We start from the raw sequence: 17,635 nt of genomic DNA on the forward strand, positions 1-17,635 counted from the left end.
AAAACGCTCGGCTGGAGAACCCCAGCCGAGCGCCTGCGTGATCTACTGACGACCACGTAAGCCATCAGGTGTTGCGAGGACCGTTAGAAACCGCCGCGCCCGCCGGGCCCTTCCGCGTGCCCGGGGCCGGCTACTCCAGGCCCGCCAGCACCAGCGGCAGCCGGCGCGCGCCGTCGGCGGTGAGCTTCACCGGCACGCCCCAGTCCTGCTGGTGGACGTGGCAGGCCGGGTACTCGATCTCCGGGTCGTCGTCGCAGGACGCCGCCATCGCGGAGACGTGCAGCACGCCCTCGGCGACCGTGTCGGAGAGCACCAGCTCGCGGGAGAGCGCGGAGTCCGCGCCCGCGCCGGAGACCAGCAGCTCGGGCGGGGTGGCGCTGACCAGCAGCCGGGTGGACGGGCCGTAGCGCTCGTCCAGCTTCTGGCCGGTGGGCGCCCGGAAGACCACGTCCAGCCGCAGGGCGCCCGGGGCGACCTCGGTGGCGGCCCGCCGGGTGCGGTGCGCCACCGCGTCCACCCGGACGGCCTCCTCGGGCAGCCGCAGCCGGGTCAGCCGGTGGCGGGCGGACTCGACGACCACGATGTCGCCGTCCACCAGCACCGCGCCGGAGGGCTCGCGCAGGTCGGTGGCCAGCGTGCTGACCTCGCCGCTCGCCGGGTCGTAGCGGCGCAGCGCGTGGTTGTAGGTGTCGCTGACGGCCACCGAGCCGTCCGGGAGCACGGTGACGCCCAGCGGGTGCTGGAGCAGCGCCTGCCCGGCCGCGCCGTCGCGGTGCCCGAAGTCGAACAGGCCGGTGCCGACCGCGCTGTGCACGGTCTTGGTTTCACGTGAAACCCAGCGCAGCGCCGAGGTCTCGGAGTCGGCGACCCAGAGCCGCTCGCCGTCCGCCGAGACGGCCAGGCCGGAGGGCTGGGCGAACCAGGCCTCGGCGGCGGGGCCGTCGACCAGGCCCTCGTTGGTGGTGCCGGCCGCGACACCGACCGTGCCGGCGGCCGGGTCGTACGCCCAGAGCTGGTGGACGCCGGCCATCGCGATCCACACCCGGCCGTCGAACCAGGCGACGTCCCAGGGCGAGGAGAGGTCCACCTCGCGGGCCGGTCCCCCGGTCGCCGAGCCCTGCCACCACTGCCGGCCGGTGCCGGCCAGGGTGGTCACGGCGCCGTCGGCGAGCCGGAGGCCGCGCAGCGCGTGGTTGACGGTGTCGGCGACGACCACGTCGTACTCGGCGGTGCCCTCCGGCAGCAGCACCAGGCCCTGCGGCTCGCTGAACCGGGGGCTGGTGCCGTCCAGCAGGCCGCGGACCCCGTCGCCGATCCGGCGCACCACGGTCTCGCCGTCGGCCTCCAGTTCGACGAGGCGGTGGTGGCCGGAGTCCGCGACCAGGAAGTGGCCGTTCGGCAGCCGGACGGCCTTGCCCGGGAACTTGAGGTCCCCGGCGGTCGGCTCGGGCGCCACGTACGGGCCGTCGCCGCGCCGCAGGGTGCCCTTCGCGGCGTGCTCGGCCTCCAGCTCCTCGACCAGCCGGGCGATCGCGTGCGCGTGCCCCTCGCCGGCGTGCTGGGCGACCACGTAGCCCTCGGGGTCGATCACCACCAGCGTCGGCCAGGCCCGCACCGCGTACTGCTTCCAGGTCTCGAGCGCGGGGTCGTCCAGCACCGGGTGGTGCACCTCGTAGCGGTCCACCGCGTCCACCACGGCCCGGTGGTCGGCCTCGTGCACGAACTTGGGCGAGTGCACGCCGACGATCACCACGGTGTCCCGGTGCTTCTCCTCCAGCTCCCGCAGCTCGTCGAGGACGTGCAGGCAGTTGATGCAGCAGAACGTCCAGAAGTCCAGGATGGTGATCTTGCCTCGGAAGTCGGCGAGCGCCAGCTCCTTGCCCCCGGTGTTGAGCCAACCGCCTGCCCCGACCAGCTCGGGGGCGCGTACACGTGCACGAGATGCCATGCCCTCATCCAACCCCATCGGGTGGTGGAAGCATTCCGGCCGGGCCGCCGGCCGGCGAGCGGGCGGCGGCCCGGCGGCCCGGTGGCTCAGCGGCTGAGCGGTTCGGCGAGTGCGCCGGGGCGGTCGGCGGGGTGGTCCGCGGGGGCGGCGGGGGCGGGGACGGGGGCGGTGGGCTTGCGGAGGAAGCGCTTGATCAGCTTCCGGCCGACCTCGATCATGGGCTGCTCCAGCCGGTGGTACAGGGCGTCGGCCACGAACAGGCTGACCAGGGTGACGACCACGCCCCTGAGCGCGGTGCCGCCGGCCACCCAGGGGGCGAGCACCCCGGCCAGGCCCACCGCGAGGGCCTGGAACAGGTAGAGGCCGTAGGAGCGCTCGCCGACGAACACCATGGGCCGCAGCGAGAGCAGCCACCGCCCCGGGCCCGGGCTCAGCAGCGAGGGCAGGACGAGGGCCAGGGCGAGCGAGTAGAGGAAGATCACCGGCTCCTCGGCGCCGTAGTAGGCCTTGAGGTCCGGGATGTGCATGTGCAGGACGACGAAGGCGACGGCCGCCACCACGCCGACGACCGGGTGGGTGACGGGCCGGAGCAGGGCGTAGCCGCGCGGCGAGTGGAGCACCAGCGCCAGCAGCGCGCCGATCAGCAGGATCGAGTAGTGGATGCCCATCTTGTGCCAGGTGTCCGACCAGTCCACGAGCACGAGGGCGATGGCGGCGACGGCCACCGGGATGCGCAGCCGCTTGGAGATCGCGGTGACGAGGATCAGCACCAGCGGCCAGACCATGTAGAACTTCCACTCGATGCCGATGGTCCAGGTGTGCAGATACGGCTCCCACCCCTGGAGGTGGTACTCGTTCATGAACAGCAGGAAGTGCGGCAGGTGGTTCATGAGCGCGTCCCAGCCGCCGCCGCTGCGGTACACGCCGACGGCGGTGATCGCGAGCCCCAGGTAGTAGAGCGGCCAGATCCGGAAGATCCGGCGGACGTAGAACTCGCGGAGCGAGATCCGTCCGTTGCGGTCGTGCTCACGCAGCATCAGCGTGGTGATCAGGAAGCCCGAGACCACGAAGAAGATGTGCACGCCGATCCACCCGGACAGCCCGGTGGCCCAGGGCCGCGCGTAGTGGAAGAAGACCACGATGACGGCGGCTATCGCCCGTAGGCCGTCCAAGGCGTCGAACCGCCTCAGCGCAAGGAACTCGGCATGGGTCATGGTGCGCATGGGCAGGATCTCCGGGGGGTCCAGGAAGACGGCGCCCGGATCGTACGGCTACCGACGGGCGCGAGGCGGCCAGCATTATCGCGGATCGCGGTCGCCGGTTTCCACTCGAACGGAGGACGGGTCCGGGCCCGGTGGCGGCCCGGCCCGGACGGCGGCTCAGACGATGAGGTGGGGCAGGAAGCGGGCGCCCTGATGGGTGATGGGGCTGTCGTCGGTCTCGCGGATGCCGAGTCCCGCGGCCTCGCCGTCGACCACCCAGGTGCCGAGGACGGGGCGGTTGCCGTCGAAGTCGGGCAGCGGGTGGAGCTGCTGGTAGCAGTGGCCCTCGGCGCCGTAGCGGTCCGGGTCGCCGGCCCAGTCGGCGAGCCGGGTCTCGCGGCCGCCGGGCTCGACGATGCGCACGCCCGCGCCCTCGCGGCCGAGCAGCGGCTTGGCGGCGTAGCCCGGGCCGTCCGGGGCGGCGAGCTCGCGCGGGCCGTCCAGGTAGGCGGGCAGCAGGTTGGGGTGACCCGGGTTCAGCTCCCAGAGCACGGCCAACAGGGCCTTGTTGGAGAGCAGCATCTTCCAGGCCGGCTCGATCCACATCGTGGAGCCGGTGGAGCCGCCGTGGTCGACGACGTCCAGCAGCTGCTCGCCGAACTCGTCGGAGGCCAGCCACTCCCAGGGGTAGAGCTTGAACGCGGCGCGGACGAAGCGGTGCTCCAGGTCGACGAAGCGGCCGGACAGGCCGTCCCAGCCGATGTCCTCCATGGCGATGCCGACCGTCTCGACGCCCGCCTGCTCGGCGCACTCCTGGAGGTAGAGGGTGGTCATCCAGTCCTCGCCCTCGGTGTCGCCGCGGGAGTGCGCGAAGTGCACCGGGCCGGGCGGCAGCAGGTGCTTCTGCCGGGCCCAGGAGGCGACCAGCCGCTCGTGCAGCGAGTTCCACTGGTCGGCCCGCGGGAACCGCTCCTCCATCCAGAACCACTGCGGGCCGGCCGCCTCGATCAGCGAGGTCGGGGTGTCGGCGTTGTACTCGAACAGCTTGGCCGGGCCGGTGCCGTCGTAGGCGAGGTCGAACCGGCCGTAGAGGCTGGGCTGCTCGTCGCGGCGGTGCCAGGACTCGGCGACGGCGGCGGCGAGCCGCAGGTCGGTGATGCCGTAGTCGGCGAACCGGCCGGTGCGCACCACGTGGTCGGCGGCGGCCAGCGAAAGCTCGTGCAGCTCCTCGACCACCTCCTCCAGGGCCTCGACCTCGGGCAGCGAGAACTCGTAGTAGGCGGACTCGTCCCAGTAGGCGTGCGGGCCGCCCTGGTTGCACGGGTCGGAGCACATCGCGTAGATGAGGCCCTGGCCCTCGACGGTGGCCAGCCAGTCGGGGCGGGGTTCGACGGTACGGCGGCGCACGGCGGATCAGCCCCCGCCCGAGCCGCTGGAGCCGGACGGGCAGCCGAAGCCGCCGCGCTTGGTGGCGGCCTTGTCGAAGGTGCCGCCGACGGCGGTGCTGCCGCCGGAGCCGCAGTAGTACCAGCGGCCGGCGGTGGTGGTGGTGCCCTTGGCCGCGCAGGAGTGGCTGTCGAGGACCTTGAGGGTGGTCGGGTCGACGCAGCGGCTCGGCGGGTTCTTCCCGGAGGAGGACGAGCAGCCGGAGAGGGCGAGCGCGAGGGTGCCGACCATGCCGAGCGCGACGAAGCCGGAGCGGCGGCGGGCGGGGGCGCCCGGTGCCCCGCTGCCCGGTGCCCCGCTGCCCGGTGCGGCGGCGTGCGGTGCGGCGGCGGGCGGTGCCGCGGGCTGCGGCGCTGCAGTGTCCGGTGCCGGGGCGTCCGGACGGGGGACGTCCGGTATCCGGGCGGGAGCGGCGGGCGGCGGCTGGGTCATGGCGCCTGATGGTACGCGTGCTCCGGATGGTGCGGGAGGGGCTGTTCCCCCTCGGAACCCGACCGTGATGGGTTATCTTTTGCCGATCCTTGACCGTGGGAGGGGGCCTGCGCGCGGGCCGTCCGCACCACGGCCTGCGACCTGCGACACGGAACCCGGGGGGCCAGACACCCATGAACGACATCCTGCACGGTCTCGGCGCGGCGGCCGCCTTCGGCGGCGTCGGGGTGGTCCTGCTGCTGCTCGGCATCGTCCTGGTGGACGTCCTGACGCCCGGCAAGCTCGGCCGCCAGATCTGGGTGGAGCGCAACCGCAACGCCGCCGTGCTGCTCAGCTCGGCGCTGCTCGGCATCGGCGGCATCGTCTTCACCGCGATCCTCTACACCTACGAGGACTTCGGGAAGGGCCTGGTCTCCACCGTCTGCTTCGGCGTGCTCGGCCTGGTGCTGATGGCCGTCGCGTTCTGGGTGGTGGACGTGCTGACGCCGGGCAAGCTGGGCGCGATCCTCGTCGACCCGGAGCCGCACCCGGCGGTCTGGGTGACCGCCAGCTGCAACCTCGCGGTGGCGGCGATCGTGTCCGCCTCGATCGCCTGAGCCCGGCCGGGCCGCGCCCGCCGCGCCCCGCGTCAGGCCGGGTGCGGGGCGCCGTCCAGCACGTGCCGCCGGCCCCAGGCGCCCAGCGGTGCCAGCGCCTCGTTGAGCCGCCGCCCGGCCTCGGTCAGCGAGTACTCGACCCGTGGCGGCACCTCGTCGTACGACTCGCGGTGCACGATGCCGTCCGCCTCCAGCTCCCGCAGGTGGGCGGCGAGCACCTTCTCGGTGATGCCCGGAACCTGCCGGCGCAGCTCGCCGAAGCGCAGGCTCGGCCGTTCGGCCAGCGCCCAGAGGATCAGCACCTTCCACTTGCCGCCGATCACGTCCATCGCGGCGTCGATCCCGCACACGTACGCACCGGGCCTCGGCACGGTCACCGCCATGTCCTGCCCCCACCCCTCGCCGGCCTGCTCGCTCACCCCAGGGTAACCACCCACTCCGAAGTGCGTACTTGAGCGGTTCCGGGGGCCGGAACGAGGCTGACCGGTATGACAGAGAACACCGCTGACACCGTGTCGGAGATCCCGCCGACCGCGCATCCCGCCCCGCTCACCCTGCTCGGCCTCGGTGCGATGGGCACCGCCCTGGCCGGGGCCTGGCTCGCCGAGGGGCACCCGCTCACCGTCTGGAACCGCACCGCCGCCCGGGCCGAACCGCTCGCCGCCCGGGGCGCCGGCGTCGCCGCCACCGCGGCCGAGGCGGTCGCCGCCAACCGGCTGGTGGTGGTCTGCCTGCTCGACGACGCCTCGGTCGAGGAGGCGCTGGACGGCGCCGACCTCACCGGCAAGGACGTCGTCAACCTGGTCACCAGCACCCCCGGCACGGCCCGCGACCGCGCCGCCCGGGTGACCGCGCGCGGCGCCCGCTACCTGGACGGCGGCATCATGGCCGTCCCGCCGATGATCGGCGTCCCGCAGGCCGGCCCGTACGTCTTCTACAGCGGCTCGCAGGAGCTGTTCGAGGAGCACCGCGCGACCCTCGCCGCCCCGGCCGGCGCCCGGTACGTCGGCGCGGACGCCGGCTTCGCCGCGCTGCACGACGTGGCGCTGCTGAGCGCGATGTACGGCATGTTCGGGGGCGTGGCGCACGCCTTCGCGCTGGTCAGCGGGGAGTCCGTCGACCCGCGCGCGCTGGCCCCGCTGCTCTCCTCCTGGCTCACCGCGATGACCGGCTCGATCGCGGCCACCGCCGGGCGGCTGGTGGCCGGCGACTACACCGGGGGCGTCGTCTCCACCCTGGCGATGCAGGTCGCCGGCGTGCCGACCTTCCTGCGGACCGCCGAGGAGCAGGGCGTGAGCACGGAACTGCTCACGCCCTACTTCGAGCTGATGCAGCGGCGGCTCGCCGCCGACCCGGACCGCAACGGCGCGGAGGACCTCACCGGAGTGGTGGACCTGCTGCGCGGGCGCGGGTAGGCCGGGGCTCCTCCGGTCAGCCGCTCTCCCGCTCTCCCGCTCTCCCGCTCTCCCCGTCAGCCGGCCGCGGGGCGGTCGGCGGGGAGGCGGCGGCGCAGCGCGGGGTCGGTCAGGGTGCGGGGCTTCCAGACGCCGTCCGGGGGGTAGACGTCGGTGCCGGGCGGGACGATCGCGTCGATGCGGTCCAGGACGGCGTCGTCGAGGACGAGGTCGGCGCCCTTGAGCGCCGCCGCCAGTTGGTCGGCGGTGCGCGGCCCGATGATCACCGAGGTGACCGCCGGGTGCGCGAGCGGGAAGGCGAGGGCCAGTTCGGGCAGGGTGCGGCCGAGGTCCTCGGCGACGGCGGTCAGCTCCTCGACGGCGTCCAGCTTGGCCTGGTTGACCGGCAGCGCCGGGTCGAACCGGGCCGGCATCAGGGCGGCCCGCCCGCTGCCCAGGTCGACCGGCCGGTCCTTGCGGTAGCGGCCGGTGAGGAAGCCGGAGGCGAGCGGGGACCAGGTCAGCGCCCCCATGCCGAGCCGCCGCACGGTCGGCAGGACGTCCCGCTCGATGCCGCGGGCGAGCAGCGAGTACGGCGGCTGCTCGGTGCGGAACCGGGCCAGGCCGCGCCGCTCGGCGAGGTGGTGGGCCTCGACGAGCTCGTGGGCCGGGAAGGTCGAGCAGCCGAAGGCGAGGATCTTGCCGGCCCGCACCAGGTCGCCGAGCACGGCGAGGGTCTCCTCCAGGTCGGTGGCGGGGTCGGGCCGGTGCACCTGGTAGAGGTCGATCCGGTCGGTGCGCAGTCGGCGCAGGCTCTCCTCGACCTCGCGGACGATCCAGCGGCGGGAGTTGCCGCCGCGGTTGCGGCCCTCGCCCATCGGGAAGTGGACCTTGGTGGCCAGTACGACGTCGTCGCGGTCGCCGCGGGCCTGCAGGGCCTTGCCGACGATCTCCTCGGACTCGCCGGCCGAGTACATGTCGGCGGTGTCGACGACGTTGATGCCCGCGTCGAGGGCGGCGTGGACGATCCGGGCGCAGTCGTCGTGGTCGGGATTGCCGATCGCGCCGAACATCATCGTGCCGAGGCAGTAGGTGCTGACCTCGATGCCGGTGCCGCCGAGGGTGCGGTAGCGCATGGTGGTGTCCCCCCTGGGGTGTGTCGTTGCTGCGTGCCGGTCGGTGACCCGCCCGCCGACCCTAGGAGTTGGAGTGCGCTCCAGGGCAAGGGGCGTTTCCGCCGGCCGGGGGAGCCGGCTCGTCCGCCGGTGCCGTCCGCTGTCGGCCGCCGTCGGGCGGGTGTTGCCGAAACAGCAACGAAAGTTGCCTCCCGTCCGGTGGTCGGCGCAGCCTGGCGGTGGAGGTGATCGGCGTGAGCGACACGCGAGACGAGACCGGATCCGGGACCCCCGCCGCTGCCGACGGCTACGAGGTCGTGGTGGTCGGGGGCGGCGCCGCCGGACTGAGTGCGGCCTTGGTGCTGGCCCGGGTCTGCCGCCGGGTGGCCGTGGTGGACGCCGGGCAGCCGCGCAACGCCCCGGCCGCGACCATGGGCGGCTTCCTCTCCCGGGACGGCATGTCCCCGGCCGCGCTGCTGGAGACCGGCCGCGCCGAGCTGGCGGGGTACGGGGTCGACCTGCTCGACGCCCGGGTGGACCACATCGAGCCGGTGCCGTCCGCGGACGCCCCCGCCTTCGACGTCCACCTGGCCGGCGGCCCGGCCCTGCGGGCCCGCCGGGTGGTGGTCGCCACCGGGCTGCGCGACGGCCTGCCGGAGCTGCCCGGCCTGGCCGAGCGGTGGGGCCGCGACGTGCTGCACTGCCCGTACTGCCACGGCTACGAGGTCCGCGACCGCCCGCTCGGCGTGCTCGGCACCCACCCGGGCGCGGTGCACCAGGCGCTGCTGCTGCGCCAGTGGTCGGCGGACGTGGTGCTCCTCGCGCACACCCTGGAGCCGTCCGCGGACGACCGCGCCAGGCTCGCCGCCCGGGGCGTGCGGGTCGTCGAGGGCGAGGTCAAGCGGGCCGTCGTCACCGACGACCGGCTGCGCGGCGTCGAACTGGCGGACGGCACGGCCCTGCCGCGCGAGGCGCTGTTCCTCTTTCCGCGCATGGTGCCGCGGGACGCCCTGCTGTTCGGCCTGGACTGCGAGCGGGACGCGCAGGGCTGGGTGACCACCGACCGCACCGGCCGCACCAGCGTGCCGGGGGTGTGGGCGGTGGGCAATGTCGCCGACCCGCGCGCCCAGGTGGTCACCGCCGCCGGAGCGGGCGCCGCGGCGGCGTTCGCGCTCAACCACGATCTGGTGGACGAGGACGTCGAACGCGCCCTCGTCGCCGCGTAAGCCACCCCGAGAGGAAGGACCTCCCGATGACCGGGCACGCCCACACCCATCGGCACCACCACCAGGACCACACCCATGCCCACGCCCACCACCACGGCCAGGACGCCGGGTTCGACTGGGACGCCCTCGCCGGCCACCTGGAGCGCGAGGCCGAGCTGAAGGCCCCGGCCGTCACCGAGGCCGCCCGGTGGCTGGGCGGCCTGCTGGACGGCACCCCCGTCCACCGGGTGCTCGACGTGGGCAGCGGCCCCGGGGTGATCGCCGGACTGCTCGCGGAGGCCTTCCCGGCCGCCGAGGTCGTCGCCGTCGACCAGTCCGCCGCCCTGCTGGAGCGCGCCCGCACCCGCTCGGCCGGCCGCGTCGGCGCCCTCCGTGCCGACCTGCCCGAGGACCTCGGCACCCTCGGCCGCGCCGACCTGGTCTGGTCCGGCAACGCGATCCACCATCTCGGCGACCAGCAGGCCGCGTTGACCGCGCTGGCCGCCACCCTGCGCCCGGGCGGCCTGCTGGCCGTCGCCGAGGGCGGCCTGCCGGCCCGCTACCTCCCGCGCGACCTCGGCCTCGGCCGCCCCGGCCTCCAGGCCCGCCTGGACGCGGCCTACGAGGACTCCTTCACGGCGATGCGGGCGTCCGTCCCGGACACCGTGGCGGTGGTCGAGGACTGGCCCGCCCTGCTGGCCGCGGCCGGCCTGGTCCCCACCGGCACCCGGACCTTCCTGGTCGACCGCCCGGCCCCGCTGGACGCCCCGTCCCGCGCGTTCCTGCACGTCCAACTCTCCCGCCGCCGCGACCAGTTGGCCGAACTCCTGGACGCCGGCGACCGCGCCGCCCTGGACGCCCTGCTGGACCGCGACGCCCCCACCGGCATCCTCTCCCGCCCCGACGCCTTCTACCTCTCCGCCCTCACCGTCCACACCGCCCGCACGCCCTGAGACCCGCTGCTCAAGGCGGACCGGTCGTCAGCGGTCGGGTTTGCGGTGGCGGCCGGTGCCGCGGCGCAGGAGGGGGACGGGGGTGTCGGCCTGGGGGAAGAGGGTCGCGGGGCCGGAGGCGCGGTCGGGGCGGACGATCAGGGGGTAGGCCTCGGCGTAGTTCTCGGCCACCGCGACGGGCTGCCAGGTGTGGCCGTCCCACTCGACCACCAGCCGGGGCAGGTCCTGGAAGAGGTGCGCCGCGCGTCGGGGGCCGGGGGCGAGGGTGATCGCGTCCCGTGTCCCCGGGGCCCGGCGGCGGCGCGCCCGCTTGGCGTACCAGTCGGCCAACGGCTCCTCGGCCGGGGGCTCTTCGGCGAACGGATCGTCCTCGGCGGCCATCGTCGGGGCCTCCCTCGGGTGTCGGTCGGGGACGGCCAGTCTTGCCGATCCGCCGTGGGCCGGGCGATTCCACGATCGGGTGAAAAACCGATGGACGGCCGCCCTCCCCTCGCGGGGGAGGACGGCCGCCCACCGGCTGCCACCCGCCTACGGGCCTACTCGCCGCCGCCGAAGCGCTCGGTCCAGGTGGCCAGGTCCTCGTCGGTGATCTTCGCGAAGAGCACCGGCGGCACCGTGAACGGCGTTCCGGCCGGCACCGCGTCCAGCGCCCGGGCCGCGTCCGCGTCCACCCAGGTGGCGGTGCGCGCCGGGGCGTCGGCCGGCAGCGCGAAGGCCTCGCGCATCGCCTGCGCCGCCGCCGGGATGAACGGCTCGGAGACCACCGCGTACAGGTGGATGAGGTTCATCGCGGTGCGCAGCGTCAGCGCCGCCGCCTCCGGGTCGGTCTTCACCTGCAGCCAGGGCGCCTTCTCGTCCAGGTAGGCGTTGCCCGCGCTCCACAGGGTGCGCAGGCTCTGCGCCGCCTTGCGGAAGTTGAGCGCCTCCAGCTGCGCCTCGTAGTCGGCCAGCAGCTCGGCGATCTGCGCGCCCAGGCGCTCCTCGGCCTCGCCCGCCGGGTGCCCGGCCGGCACGTCGTCGCCGAACCGCTTGCGGCTGAACGACAGCACCCGGTTGACGAAGTTGCCGAGGGTGTCGGCGAGGTCCTTGTTGACCACCGAGGAGAAGAGGTCCCAGGTGAAGCTGGAGTCGTCGGACTCGGGGGCGTGCGCCATCAGGAAGTAGCGCCAGTAGTCGGCCGGCAGCAGCTCCAGGGCGACGTCGGTGAAGATGCCGCGCTTCTGGCTGGTGGAGAACTTCCCGCCGTAGTACGTCAGCCAGTTGAAGGCCTTGACGTAGTCGACCTTCTTCCACGGCTTGCGCGAGCCGAGGATGGTCGCCGGGAACATCACGGTGTGGAACGGGACGTTGTCCTTGGCCATGAACTCGGTGTAGCGGACGGTCTCGTCGGCCTCGTACCACCAGGACTTCCAGTCCCGCAGCTCGCCGGCCGGCGCCGCGTCCGCCCACTCCTTCGTCGCCCCGATGTACTCGATCGGCGCGTCGAACCAGACGTAGAAGACCTTGCCGGCGGCCGCCAGCTCGGGCCAGACGTCGGCCGGCACCGGTACGCCCCACTCCAGGTCACGGGTGATCGCGCGGTCCTGCAGGCCCTCGGTCAGCCACTTGCGGGCGATCGAGGAGGCCAGCACCGGCCACTCGTCGGCGTGCGCGGCGACCCAGTCCTCGACCTGTCCGGTCAGCTTCGACTGGAGCAGGAACAGGTGCGAGGTCTCCCGCACCTCCAGGTCCGCGCTGCCGCTGATCGCCGAGCGCGGCTCCAGCAGGTCCGTCGGGTCCAGCACGCGGGTGCAGTTCTCGCACTGGTCGCCGCGCGCCTTGTCGTAGCCGCAGTGCGGGCAGGTGCCGACGATGTACCGGTCCGGCAGGAAGCGGCCGTCCGCGTTGGAGTACACCTGGCGGATCGCCCGCTCCTCGATGAACCCGTTGGCGTGCAGCTCGCGGGCGATCTCCTGGGTGATCTCCCGGTTCTGCGGGGAGGAGCTGCGGCCGAAGTAGTCGAACGACAGCCGGAAGCCGTCGTAGACCGCCTTCTGCTGCCCGTGCGCCCGCGCGCAGAACTCCGCGACCGGCAGTCCGGCCTCCTGCGCGGCCAGCTCGGCCGGCGTCCCGTGCTCGTCGGTCGCACAGATGTAGAGCACCTCGTGCCCGCGCTGGCGCAGGTACCGCGAGTAGACGTCCGCCGGCAGCATGGACCCGACCATGTTGCCCAGGTGCTTGATCCCGTTGATGTAGGGGAGGGCGCTGGTGATCAGGTGCCGAGCCATCCTCGGATGCTCCGATTTCTCCCGCACGCACCCCTGTCCCGGAGTGCCGTGACGGGCGCAGGGTCTGGGCGGCGAGGGGATCCGGGCACAGGCGTCGCCTCCCGGGCTGCCGGCCAGAGCGACGTTCCACTGTGGGCCCCTCAATCCTATCGAAGCCCGCCCTTCCCCCTCGCGCCCATTTCCCCGGGTGGCTAGGGGGCGACGAAGTGGTCGAACTCGCCGGCCTTCACGCCGAGGACGAAGGCGGCCCACTTGCGGGGGGTGGTGCGGACGATGACGGCGTCGTTCCGGGGGTCGCGGATCTCGACCATGCCGTCGACGGTGCGGATCTCCAGGGCGTCGTCGCCCTCGCCGCCGGGGGCGGCCTTCTGCCAGGTGTCCATGGAGGGGTGGGCTCCTTCGGGGTAGGGGGTCGGGTGCGGAGGGCGGAACGGTGCGGTCAGGCGGGGGTGGAGCGGTCGAACTCGCCGCGCTTGACGCCTGCGATCCAGCGCGCGAACCTCTCGGGGGTGGTGGTGATGACCGTGTCGGGGGCGTCGGATTCGCGGATCTCGATGTGGCCGCCGGCGGTGCGCACCTCGACGCACTGGTTGCTGTTGCCGCTTATGGAGGACTTCTGCCAGTCGGTCATCGGGGTGGCCAGCCTTTCAGGTCCGTCATGATGCGCCGGATGAAGCCGCGGGACTCCTCGGGGCTCAGGGCCAGGGAGCCGGATTCGGCCACGATGGCGCGGTAGGACGCCAGGTCCGCTTCGGAGTCGATGAACTGCGGCCCCTGGGTCAGGTCGATCTGCACGGTGTCGAGTTCGGGGACCGGCCCGTGGGCGAGGAAGAGGTCCTCGCCCGAGCCCGGATAGGTGTCGACGCTGAAGGGGATCGCGCGGACGGTGACCCCGGGGCGCTCGGCGTCGTCGAGCAGGCTCGCGAGCTGTTCCCGGAGGACGGCGGGACCGCCGAACTGCATCCGGAGCGCCGCCTCGTGTATGAACGCGGTGAACGGCCTTCCGGCGGCGAGGACCTGCTGGCGCTCCGTGCGGAAGGCGGCCCGGACGTCGGCGTCGTGGCGCGGCAGCGGCGGACGCAGCCGGGCGAACATCGCGGCGGCGTACCGGCTGGTCTGGAGCAGGCCCGGGATCGAGGTGGTGTTCAGGACGAGCAGCGACTCCGCGTGGTGTTCGAGCTCGGCGATGTCGAGCATCCCGGTGGGGACCCGGCCGCGGAAGTGGTGCCACCACTGCTTGCCGCGGTCCTGGGTCATCAGGGTCAGGGCCTCGATGAGCGGGAGGTTCGCGCACCGGCAGGCCGAGGCCCAGGACCGCAGGCGGTCGGCGCTGATGCCCGACTTCCCGTTCTCCATCTGGGAGATCTTGGGGACGTCGGTGCCCAGCGCGGCCGCCATGGCCTTGGGGGTCATGCCCGCGTGCTCGCGCAGCCTGCGCAGTTCCGAGCCGAGTCGTTGCTGGCGCACGCTGGGCGACAGGCGTGGTGGCATGCGCGTCTCTCCTCGCTCGGTGCCTTCGGTGCAGTTTGCCGCCCCGTGGACACCGGGTCCACCGAGTAGCCCGATGGGGTGAAGTGCACCAGGAGCAGTAGCAACTGTTGCCCCTGGACCCTAGCGTCGTCGCTGCAGGGCCGGCCTGCTGCGGGTAGCCCACCTCCCCCTCAACCGGACTGGAGACAGTCGATGGTGCTTGCCCTCCTGCGTCCGCCCGACCGCGATCCCGGCAGAGGGTTCCGGCCCGGCCCCCGCCCGCCGGCCGTGGCTCGAACGTGTGGGCGGGGGCTTGACCCGGTCGCCACTTCGGCCGATGACTGGGGTGTGGAACTCATCCGGGTGTGCGGCGAGGCGGTCCGGGCCGTGGCGGCGGTCGATCGCTGATGGCCGTGGTGTTGCTGACGGGCCTGCTGGTGTCGGTGGTCTTCGTCGGAGTGGTGGCGCAGATCATCGCGACCCGTCAGCCGCGGGAACGGCGCACGGGCAAACGGGACTTGGCGCCCCGCAAGGACGCCTAGCGCTCAGCCGGCGGCCAGCCGCCGCCGCAGGCGGGCGCGCGCGTCGGGCCACTCGTCGCGCAGCATCGAGAAGTACGCGGTGTCCCGCCAGACGCCACTGGCCCGCCGCTTCTCCCGGCGGTGGACGCCCTCGAACCGCGCGCCCAGCCGCAGGATCGCGTTGCGCGAACGCTCGTTGAGCGCGTCGGTCTTCCAGAACACCCGACCCATGCCCAACTCCTCGAAAGCGTGGACGAGGAGCAGCAGCTTCGCCTCGGTGTTGACGGCGCTGCGCCACACCGAGCGGGCGTACCAGGTGCCGCCGATCTCGACGAGCTCGTCCTCCGCGCTGAACGCGTAGTACCCGGTGATGCCGACGGCCCGGCCGGACGCGAGGTCGATCACGGCGAACTTCACGGCGTTCCCGGCCGCCGTCTCGGCGAGCCGGACGTCGAGGATCGCCCCCAGCTCCTCCTCCGTGGTGGGCGCGTTGAACGGGATCCACCGCCACACCTCGGGGTCCGGGCCGACGGTGGCCCACAGGTCGGACAGGTGGCGGCGGTCCAGCGGCTCCAGCCGGATGTGGCGGCCGGCGAGGGTGACGGGGACGGGCGGCTTCGCGGTCATGATCGGAGACGGTAGCCCGGGAATGCACTAGAGGCAATGGGTTTTTGATCTAGTACAAAAGTCCGGAGGCGGCGAAAAGCCCCGCGGGTCCGCCCGCGGGGCCTTTCGGTGCGAGGGGCCGGCCGGCCTACAGGAACGAGTTGATCTGGATCGTCTCGGTCCGGCCCGGGCCGACGCCGATGGCGGAGATCGGGGCGCCCGACATCTCCTCCAGCGCCTTCACGTACGCCTGGGCGTTCTTCGGCAGCTCCTCGAAGGTCTTCGCCTTGCTGATGTCCTCGCTCCAGCCCGGCAGCGTCTCGTAGACCGGCTTGGCGTGGTGGAAGTCGGACTGGTTGTACGGCAGCTCCTCGACCCGGCGGCCGTCGATCTCGTACGCCACGCAGACCGGGATCTGCTCCCAGCCGGTGAGCACGTCGAGCTTGGTGAGGAAGAAGTCGGTGAGGCCGTTGACCCGGGTCGCGTAGCGCGCGATCACCGCGTCGAACCAGCCGCAGCGGCGGTCGCGGCCGGTGGTGACGCCGCGCTCGCCGCCGATGCGGCGCAGCGCCTCGCCGTCCTCGTCGAGCAGCTCGGTCGGGAACGGGCCGGAGCCGACGCGGGTGGTGTAGGCCTTCAGGATGCCGATGACCCGGTCGATCTTGGTGGGGCCGATGCCGGAGCCGGTGCAGGCGCCGCCCGAGGTGGGGTTGCTGGAGGTGACGAACGGGTACGTGCCGTGGTCGACGTCCAGCAGGGTGCCCTGGCCGCCTTCCAGCAGGACGACCTTGCCGGCCTTCAGCGCCTCGTCCAGCACCAGGGTGGTGTCGGCCAGGAACGGCTTGATCTTGTCCGCGTAGCCCAGGTACTCCTCCAGCACCAGGTCGGCGGGGATGGCGCGGCGGTTGTACAGCTTGACCAGCAGCTGGTTCTTGTCGTGCAGCGCCGCCTCGATCTTCTGGCGGAGGATCGACTCGTCGAAGAGGTCCTGGACCCGGATGCCGACGCGGTTGATCTTGTCCGCGTAGGTCGGGCCGATGCCGCGGCCGGTGGTGCCGATCCGGCGCTTGCCGAGGAAGCGCTCGGTGACCTTGTCCAGGGTGCGGTGGTACGGCGTGATCAGGTGGGCGTTGCCCGAGACCAGCAGCTTGGAGGTGTCGATGCCGCGCTCGTTCAGGCCGTTGAGCTCGGAGAGCAGCACGCCCGGGTCGATGACGACGCCGTTGCCGATCACCGGCGTCACGTTCGGGCTGAGGATGCCGGAAGGCAGCAGGTGCAGCGCGTACTTCTGGTCGCCGATGACCACCGTGTGACCGGCGTTGTTGCCGCCCTGGTAGCGGACGACGTAGTCGACGGAGCCGCCGAGGAGGTCGGTCGCCTTCCCCTTGCCCTCGTCTCCCCACTGAGCGCCAACGAGCACGAGTGCCGGCACAGGCGTACACCCCTTCCGGTTGGGGCATCCTGCGTAGGCCGCAGTCTGCCCCGAGATAGACGAAGCCCCTGGCGCAATAGCGCAAGGGGCTCTTGCACCGAGAGATTACCTGAGGAAGGACCGGTTGTGTCGTCCCTGTCCACGCCTGCAACCGGCGGCCCGGAGCCGCTCCTCCTGCTCCTCGACCCGGCGGCCCGGCAGTCCGACGGCGAGTCGGTGCGGATCGCCAAGGACGTTCTCTCCGGTGGGGCGGACGTCAAGGTGGCCTATCCGGAGACGCCTTCCGAGCTTGACCGGGTGCTTTCGCACCGCGGTCGGAGGCGACCGGTGGTGATCGGTTCCGATCTCGCGCTCCAGCGGGTGCTCCAGGCCCTGTACCGCCAACGTGAGCTGGGGACGGACCCGGTGGGCCTGGTGCCGGTCGGCCGTCCGGAGGAGGTCGCGGCGGCCCGCGGACTGGGCGTGCCGGCGGCCCCGGTGGCGGCCGCGCGGGCGGTGCTGGCGGGGGCGGCGCGGAAGCTGGACCTGCTGGTGGACGACGGCGGAGGGGTGGCGCTCGGCGGGGTGCGGATCTCGGGGAGCGGAGTGCGGCGCCCGGTCGGCCGTCCGAGCGGCTGGCGTTCGCTATGGGCGAAACTGGCTGCGGCCGAGCAGGGGACCGTACTCACCCCGGAGCGCACCGGTCCGGTCCGGGGCGAGCCGGGCCCGGAGGGGCCGAGCTCCCGGCTGCGGGTCGAGGCGGACGGCCGGCTGCTCGCCGACGTGCACCGGCCGGTCCGGGTGGTCCAGGTGACCCTGCCCTCCGGCGACGCGGCCGGCGAGGGCGTGATGGAGATCGTGGTCCGCGCCCCCGGCGCCCTGCTCCGGGCCCGGGCGGCCAGCGTCTCGGTGGCCGGGCGGGGCTTCGGGTACGAGGCGGACGGCCACCCGGTCGGCCCGGTCCGGGCCCGCACCTGGACCGTCCACCCGGGGTGCTGGGGCCTGCTGCTGCCCGCCGTCCGGCCGCCCCGCGCCGACGGCGGCCCCGGGTGAGCAGGCTCACGTTGGA

Annotated in this window: 19 protein-coding genes; 6 read left to right on the forward strand and 13 right to left on the reverse strand. The window is 73.4% G+C overall.

The window, feature by feature from the left end; genetic code table 11:
* Positions 1-130: 130 nt before the first annotated feature.
* From ACFVFS_RS18205 to ACFVFS_RS18220, 4 genes are all read right to left on the reverse strand, one after another.
* Positions 131-1,948 carry an NHL domain-containing thioredoxin family protein gene (locus ACFVFS_RS18205; RefSeq protein ID WP_380625261.1) on the reverse strand — a complete coding sequence of 606 codons (1,818 nt, stop codon included), beginning with the start codon at positions 1,946-1,948 and terminating at the stop codon, positions 131-133.
* A gap of 86 nt (positions 1,949-2,034) precedes the next feature.
* Positions 2,035-3,171: an acyltransferase family protein gene (locus tag ACFVFS_RS18210; RefSeq protein WP_380625263.1), complete on the reverse strand. Its 1,137-nt coding sequence runs from the start codon at positions 3,169-3,171 to the stop codon at positions 2,035-2,037.
* A gap of 156 nt (positions 3,172-3,327) precedes the next feature.
* A complete protein-coding gene (locus tag ACFVFS_RS18215) occupies positions 3,328-4,557 on the reverse strand; it encodes a glutathionylspermidine synthase family protein (protein WP_380625265.1) in 1,230 nt (409 codons plus the stop codon).
* A gap of 6 nt (positions 4,558-4,563) precedes the next feature.
* Positions 4,564-5,028 (reverse strand): hypothetical protein, encoded by a 465-nt coding sequence (locus tag ACFVFS_RS18220; protein ID WP_380625267.1) that lies wholly within the window; start codon positions 5,026-5,028, stop codon positions 4,564-4,566.
* Positions 5,029-5,201: 173 nt separating this feature from the next.
* Here ACFVFS_RS18220 and ACFVFS_RS18225 point away from each other — a divergent pair, with 173 nt between their 5' ends.
* Positions 5,202-5,624, forward strand: a complete 423-nt coding sequence (locus ACFVFS_RS18225; RefSeq protein ID WP_380625269.1) for a DUF350 domain-containing protein — start codon at positions 5,202-5,204, stop codon at positions 5,622-5,624.
* A 32-nt stretch (positions 5,625-5,656) separates the two neighbouring features.
* Here ACFVFS_RS18225 and ACFVFS_RS18230 read toward each other — a convergent pair whose 3' ends face one another.
* On the reverse strand, positions 5,657-6,007 hold the full coding sequence (locus ACFVFS_RS18230; RefSeq protein WP_380625419.1) for a winged helix-turn-helix transcriptional regulator: 351 nt from the start codon (positions 6,005-6,007) through the stop codon (positions 5,657-5,659).
* 105 nt (positions 6,008-6,112) lie between these two features.
* On the opposite strand from ACFVFS_RS18230, the gene ACFVFS_RS18235 reads away from it, so the two are divergent.
* Positions 6,113-7,039, forward strand: coding sequence for an NAD(P)-dependent oxidoreductase (locus ACFVFS_RS18235; protein ID WP_380625271.1), 927 nt, complete (start codon positions 6,113-6,115; stop codon positions 7,037-7,039).
* A gap of 56 nt (positions 7,040-7,095) precedes the next feature.
* Here the strand turns inward: ACFVFS_RS18235 and ACFVFS_RS18240 are convergent, their stop codons facing one another.
* Complete coding sequence (locus ACFVFS_RS18240) at positions 7,096-8,154, reverse strand: aldo/keto reductase (protein ID WP_380625273.1); 1,059 nt, start codon at positions 8,152-8,154, stop codon at positions 7,096-7,098.
* A 233-nt stretch (positions 8,155-8,387) separates the two neighbouring features.
* Between ACFVFS_RS18240 and ACFVFS_RS18245 the strand changes: the two genes are divergently transcribed.
* Together ACFVFS_RS18245 and ACFVFS_RS18250 are read left to right on the forward strand one after the other, a co-directional pair.
* Positions 8,388-9,359, forward strand: coding sequence for an NAD(P)/FAD-dependent oxidoreductase (locus tag ACFVFS_RS18245; protein WP_380625275.1), 972 nt, complete (start codon positions 8,388-8,390; stop codon positions 9,357-9,359).
* A 26-nt stretch (positions 9,360-9,385) separates the two neighbouring features.
* Positions 9,386-10,291, forward strand: coding sequence for a class I SAM-dependent methyltransferase (locus tag ACFVFS_RS18250; RefSeq protein ID WP_380625277.1), 906 nt, complete (start codon positions 9,386-9,388; stop codon positions 10,289-10,291).
* A gap of 27 nt (positions 10,292-10,318) precedes the next feature.
* Here the strand turns inward: ACFVFS_RS18250 and ACFVFS_RS18255 are convergent, their stop codons facing one another.
* The 5 genes from ACFVFS_RS18255 to ACFVFS_RS18275 form a co-directional block, all read right to left on the reverse strand.
* Positions 10,319-10,672 (reverse strand): DUF6087 family protein, encoded by a 354-nt coding sequence (locus ACFVFS_RS18255; RefSeq protein WP_380625279.1) that lies wholly within the window; start codon positions 10,670-10,672, stop codon positions 10,319-10,321.
* A gap of 155 nt (positions 10,673-10,827) precedes the next feature.
* The gene (metG, locus tag ACFVFS_RS18260; protein ID WP_380625281.1) at positions 10,828-12,558 is read right to left on the reverse strand and encodes a methionine--tRNA ligase; all 1,731 of its coding nucleotides are present in this window, start codon (positions 12,556-12,558) and stop codon (positions 10,828-10,830) included.
* Between the two features lie 191 nt (positions 12,559-12,749).
* On the reverse strand, positions 12,750-12,941 hold the full coding sequence (locus ACFVFS_RS18265; protein WP_376086570.1) for a DUF397 domain-containing protein: 192 nt from the start codon (positions 12,939-12,941) through the stop codon (positions 12,750-12,752).
* Between the two features lie 56 nt (positions 12,942-12,997).
* A complete protein-coding gene (locus tag ACFVFS_RS18270) occupies positions 12,998-13,189 on the reverse strand; it encodes a DUF397 domain-containing protein (protein ID WP_380625283.1) in 192 nt (63 codons plus the stop codon).
* Complete coding sequence (locus ACFVFS_RS18275) at positions 13,186-14,049, reverse strand: helix-turn-helix domain-containing protein (RefSeq protein WP_380625285.1); 864 nt, start codon at positions 14,047-14,049, stop codon at positions 13,186-13,188. Before ACFVFS_RS18275 ends, ACFVFS_RS18270 begins: the two co-directional genes overlap by 4 nt.
* 386 nt (positions 14,050-14,435) lie before the next feature.
* Here ACFVFS_RS18275 and ACFVFS_RS18280 point away from each other — a divergent pair, with 386 nt between their 5' ends.
* On the forward strand, positions 14,436-14,570 hold the full coding sequence (locus ACFVFS_RS18280; RefSeq protein WP_380625287.1) for a hypothetical protein: 135 nt from the start codon (positions 14,436-14,438) through the stop codon (positions 14,568-14,570).
* A gap of 3 nt (positions 14,571-14,573) precedes the next feature.
* On the opposite strand, the gene ACFVFS_RS18285 is transcribed toward ACFVFS_RS18280, so the two are convergent.
* Positions 14,574-15,176 carry a GNAT family N-acetyltransferase gene (locus ACFVFS_RS18285; protein ID WP_380625289.1) on the reverse strand — a complete coding sequence of 201 codons (603 nt, stop codon included), beginning with the start codon at positions 15,174-15,176 and terminating at the stop codon, positions 14,574-14,576.
* Positions 15,177-15,303: 127 nt separating this feature from the next.
* Complete coding sequence (locus ACFVFS_RS18290) at positions 15,304-16,587, reverse strand: adenylosuccinate synthase (protein WP_380625291.1); 1,284 nt, start codon at positions 16,585-16,587, stop codon at positions 15,304-15,306.
* A gap of 126 nt (positions 16,588-16,713) precedes the next feature.
* On the opposite strand from ACFVFS_RS18290, the gene ACFVFS_RS18295 reads away from it, so the two are divergent.
* Positions 16,714-17,619, forward strand: a complete 906-nt coding sequence (locus ACFVFS_RS18295) for a diacylglycerol kinase (protein WP_380625292.1) — start codon at positions 16,714-16,716, stop codon at positions 17,617-17,619.
* Positions 17,620-17,635: the final 16 nt, after the last annotated feature.

Source organism: Kitasatospora sp. NPDC057692, assembly GCF_042799475.1.
Taxonomy (GTDB): domain Bacteria; phylum Actinomycetota; class Actinomycetes; order Streptomycetales; family Streptomycetaceae; genus Kitasatospora.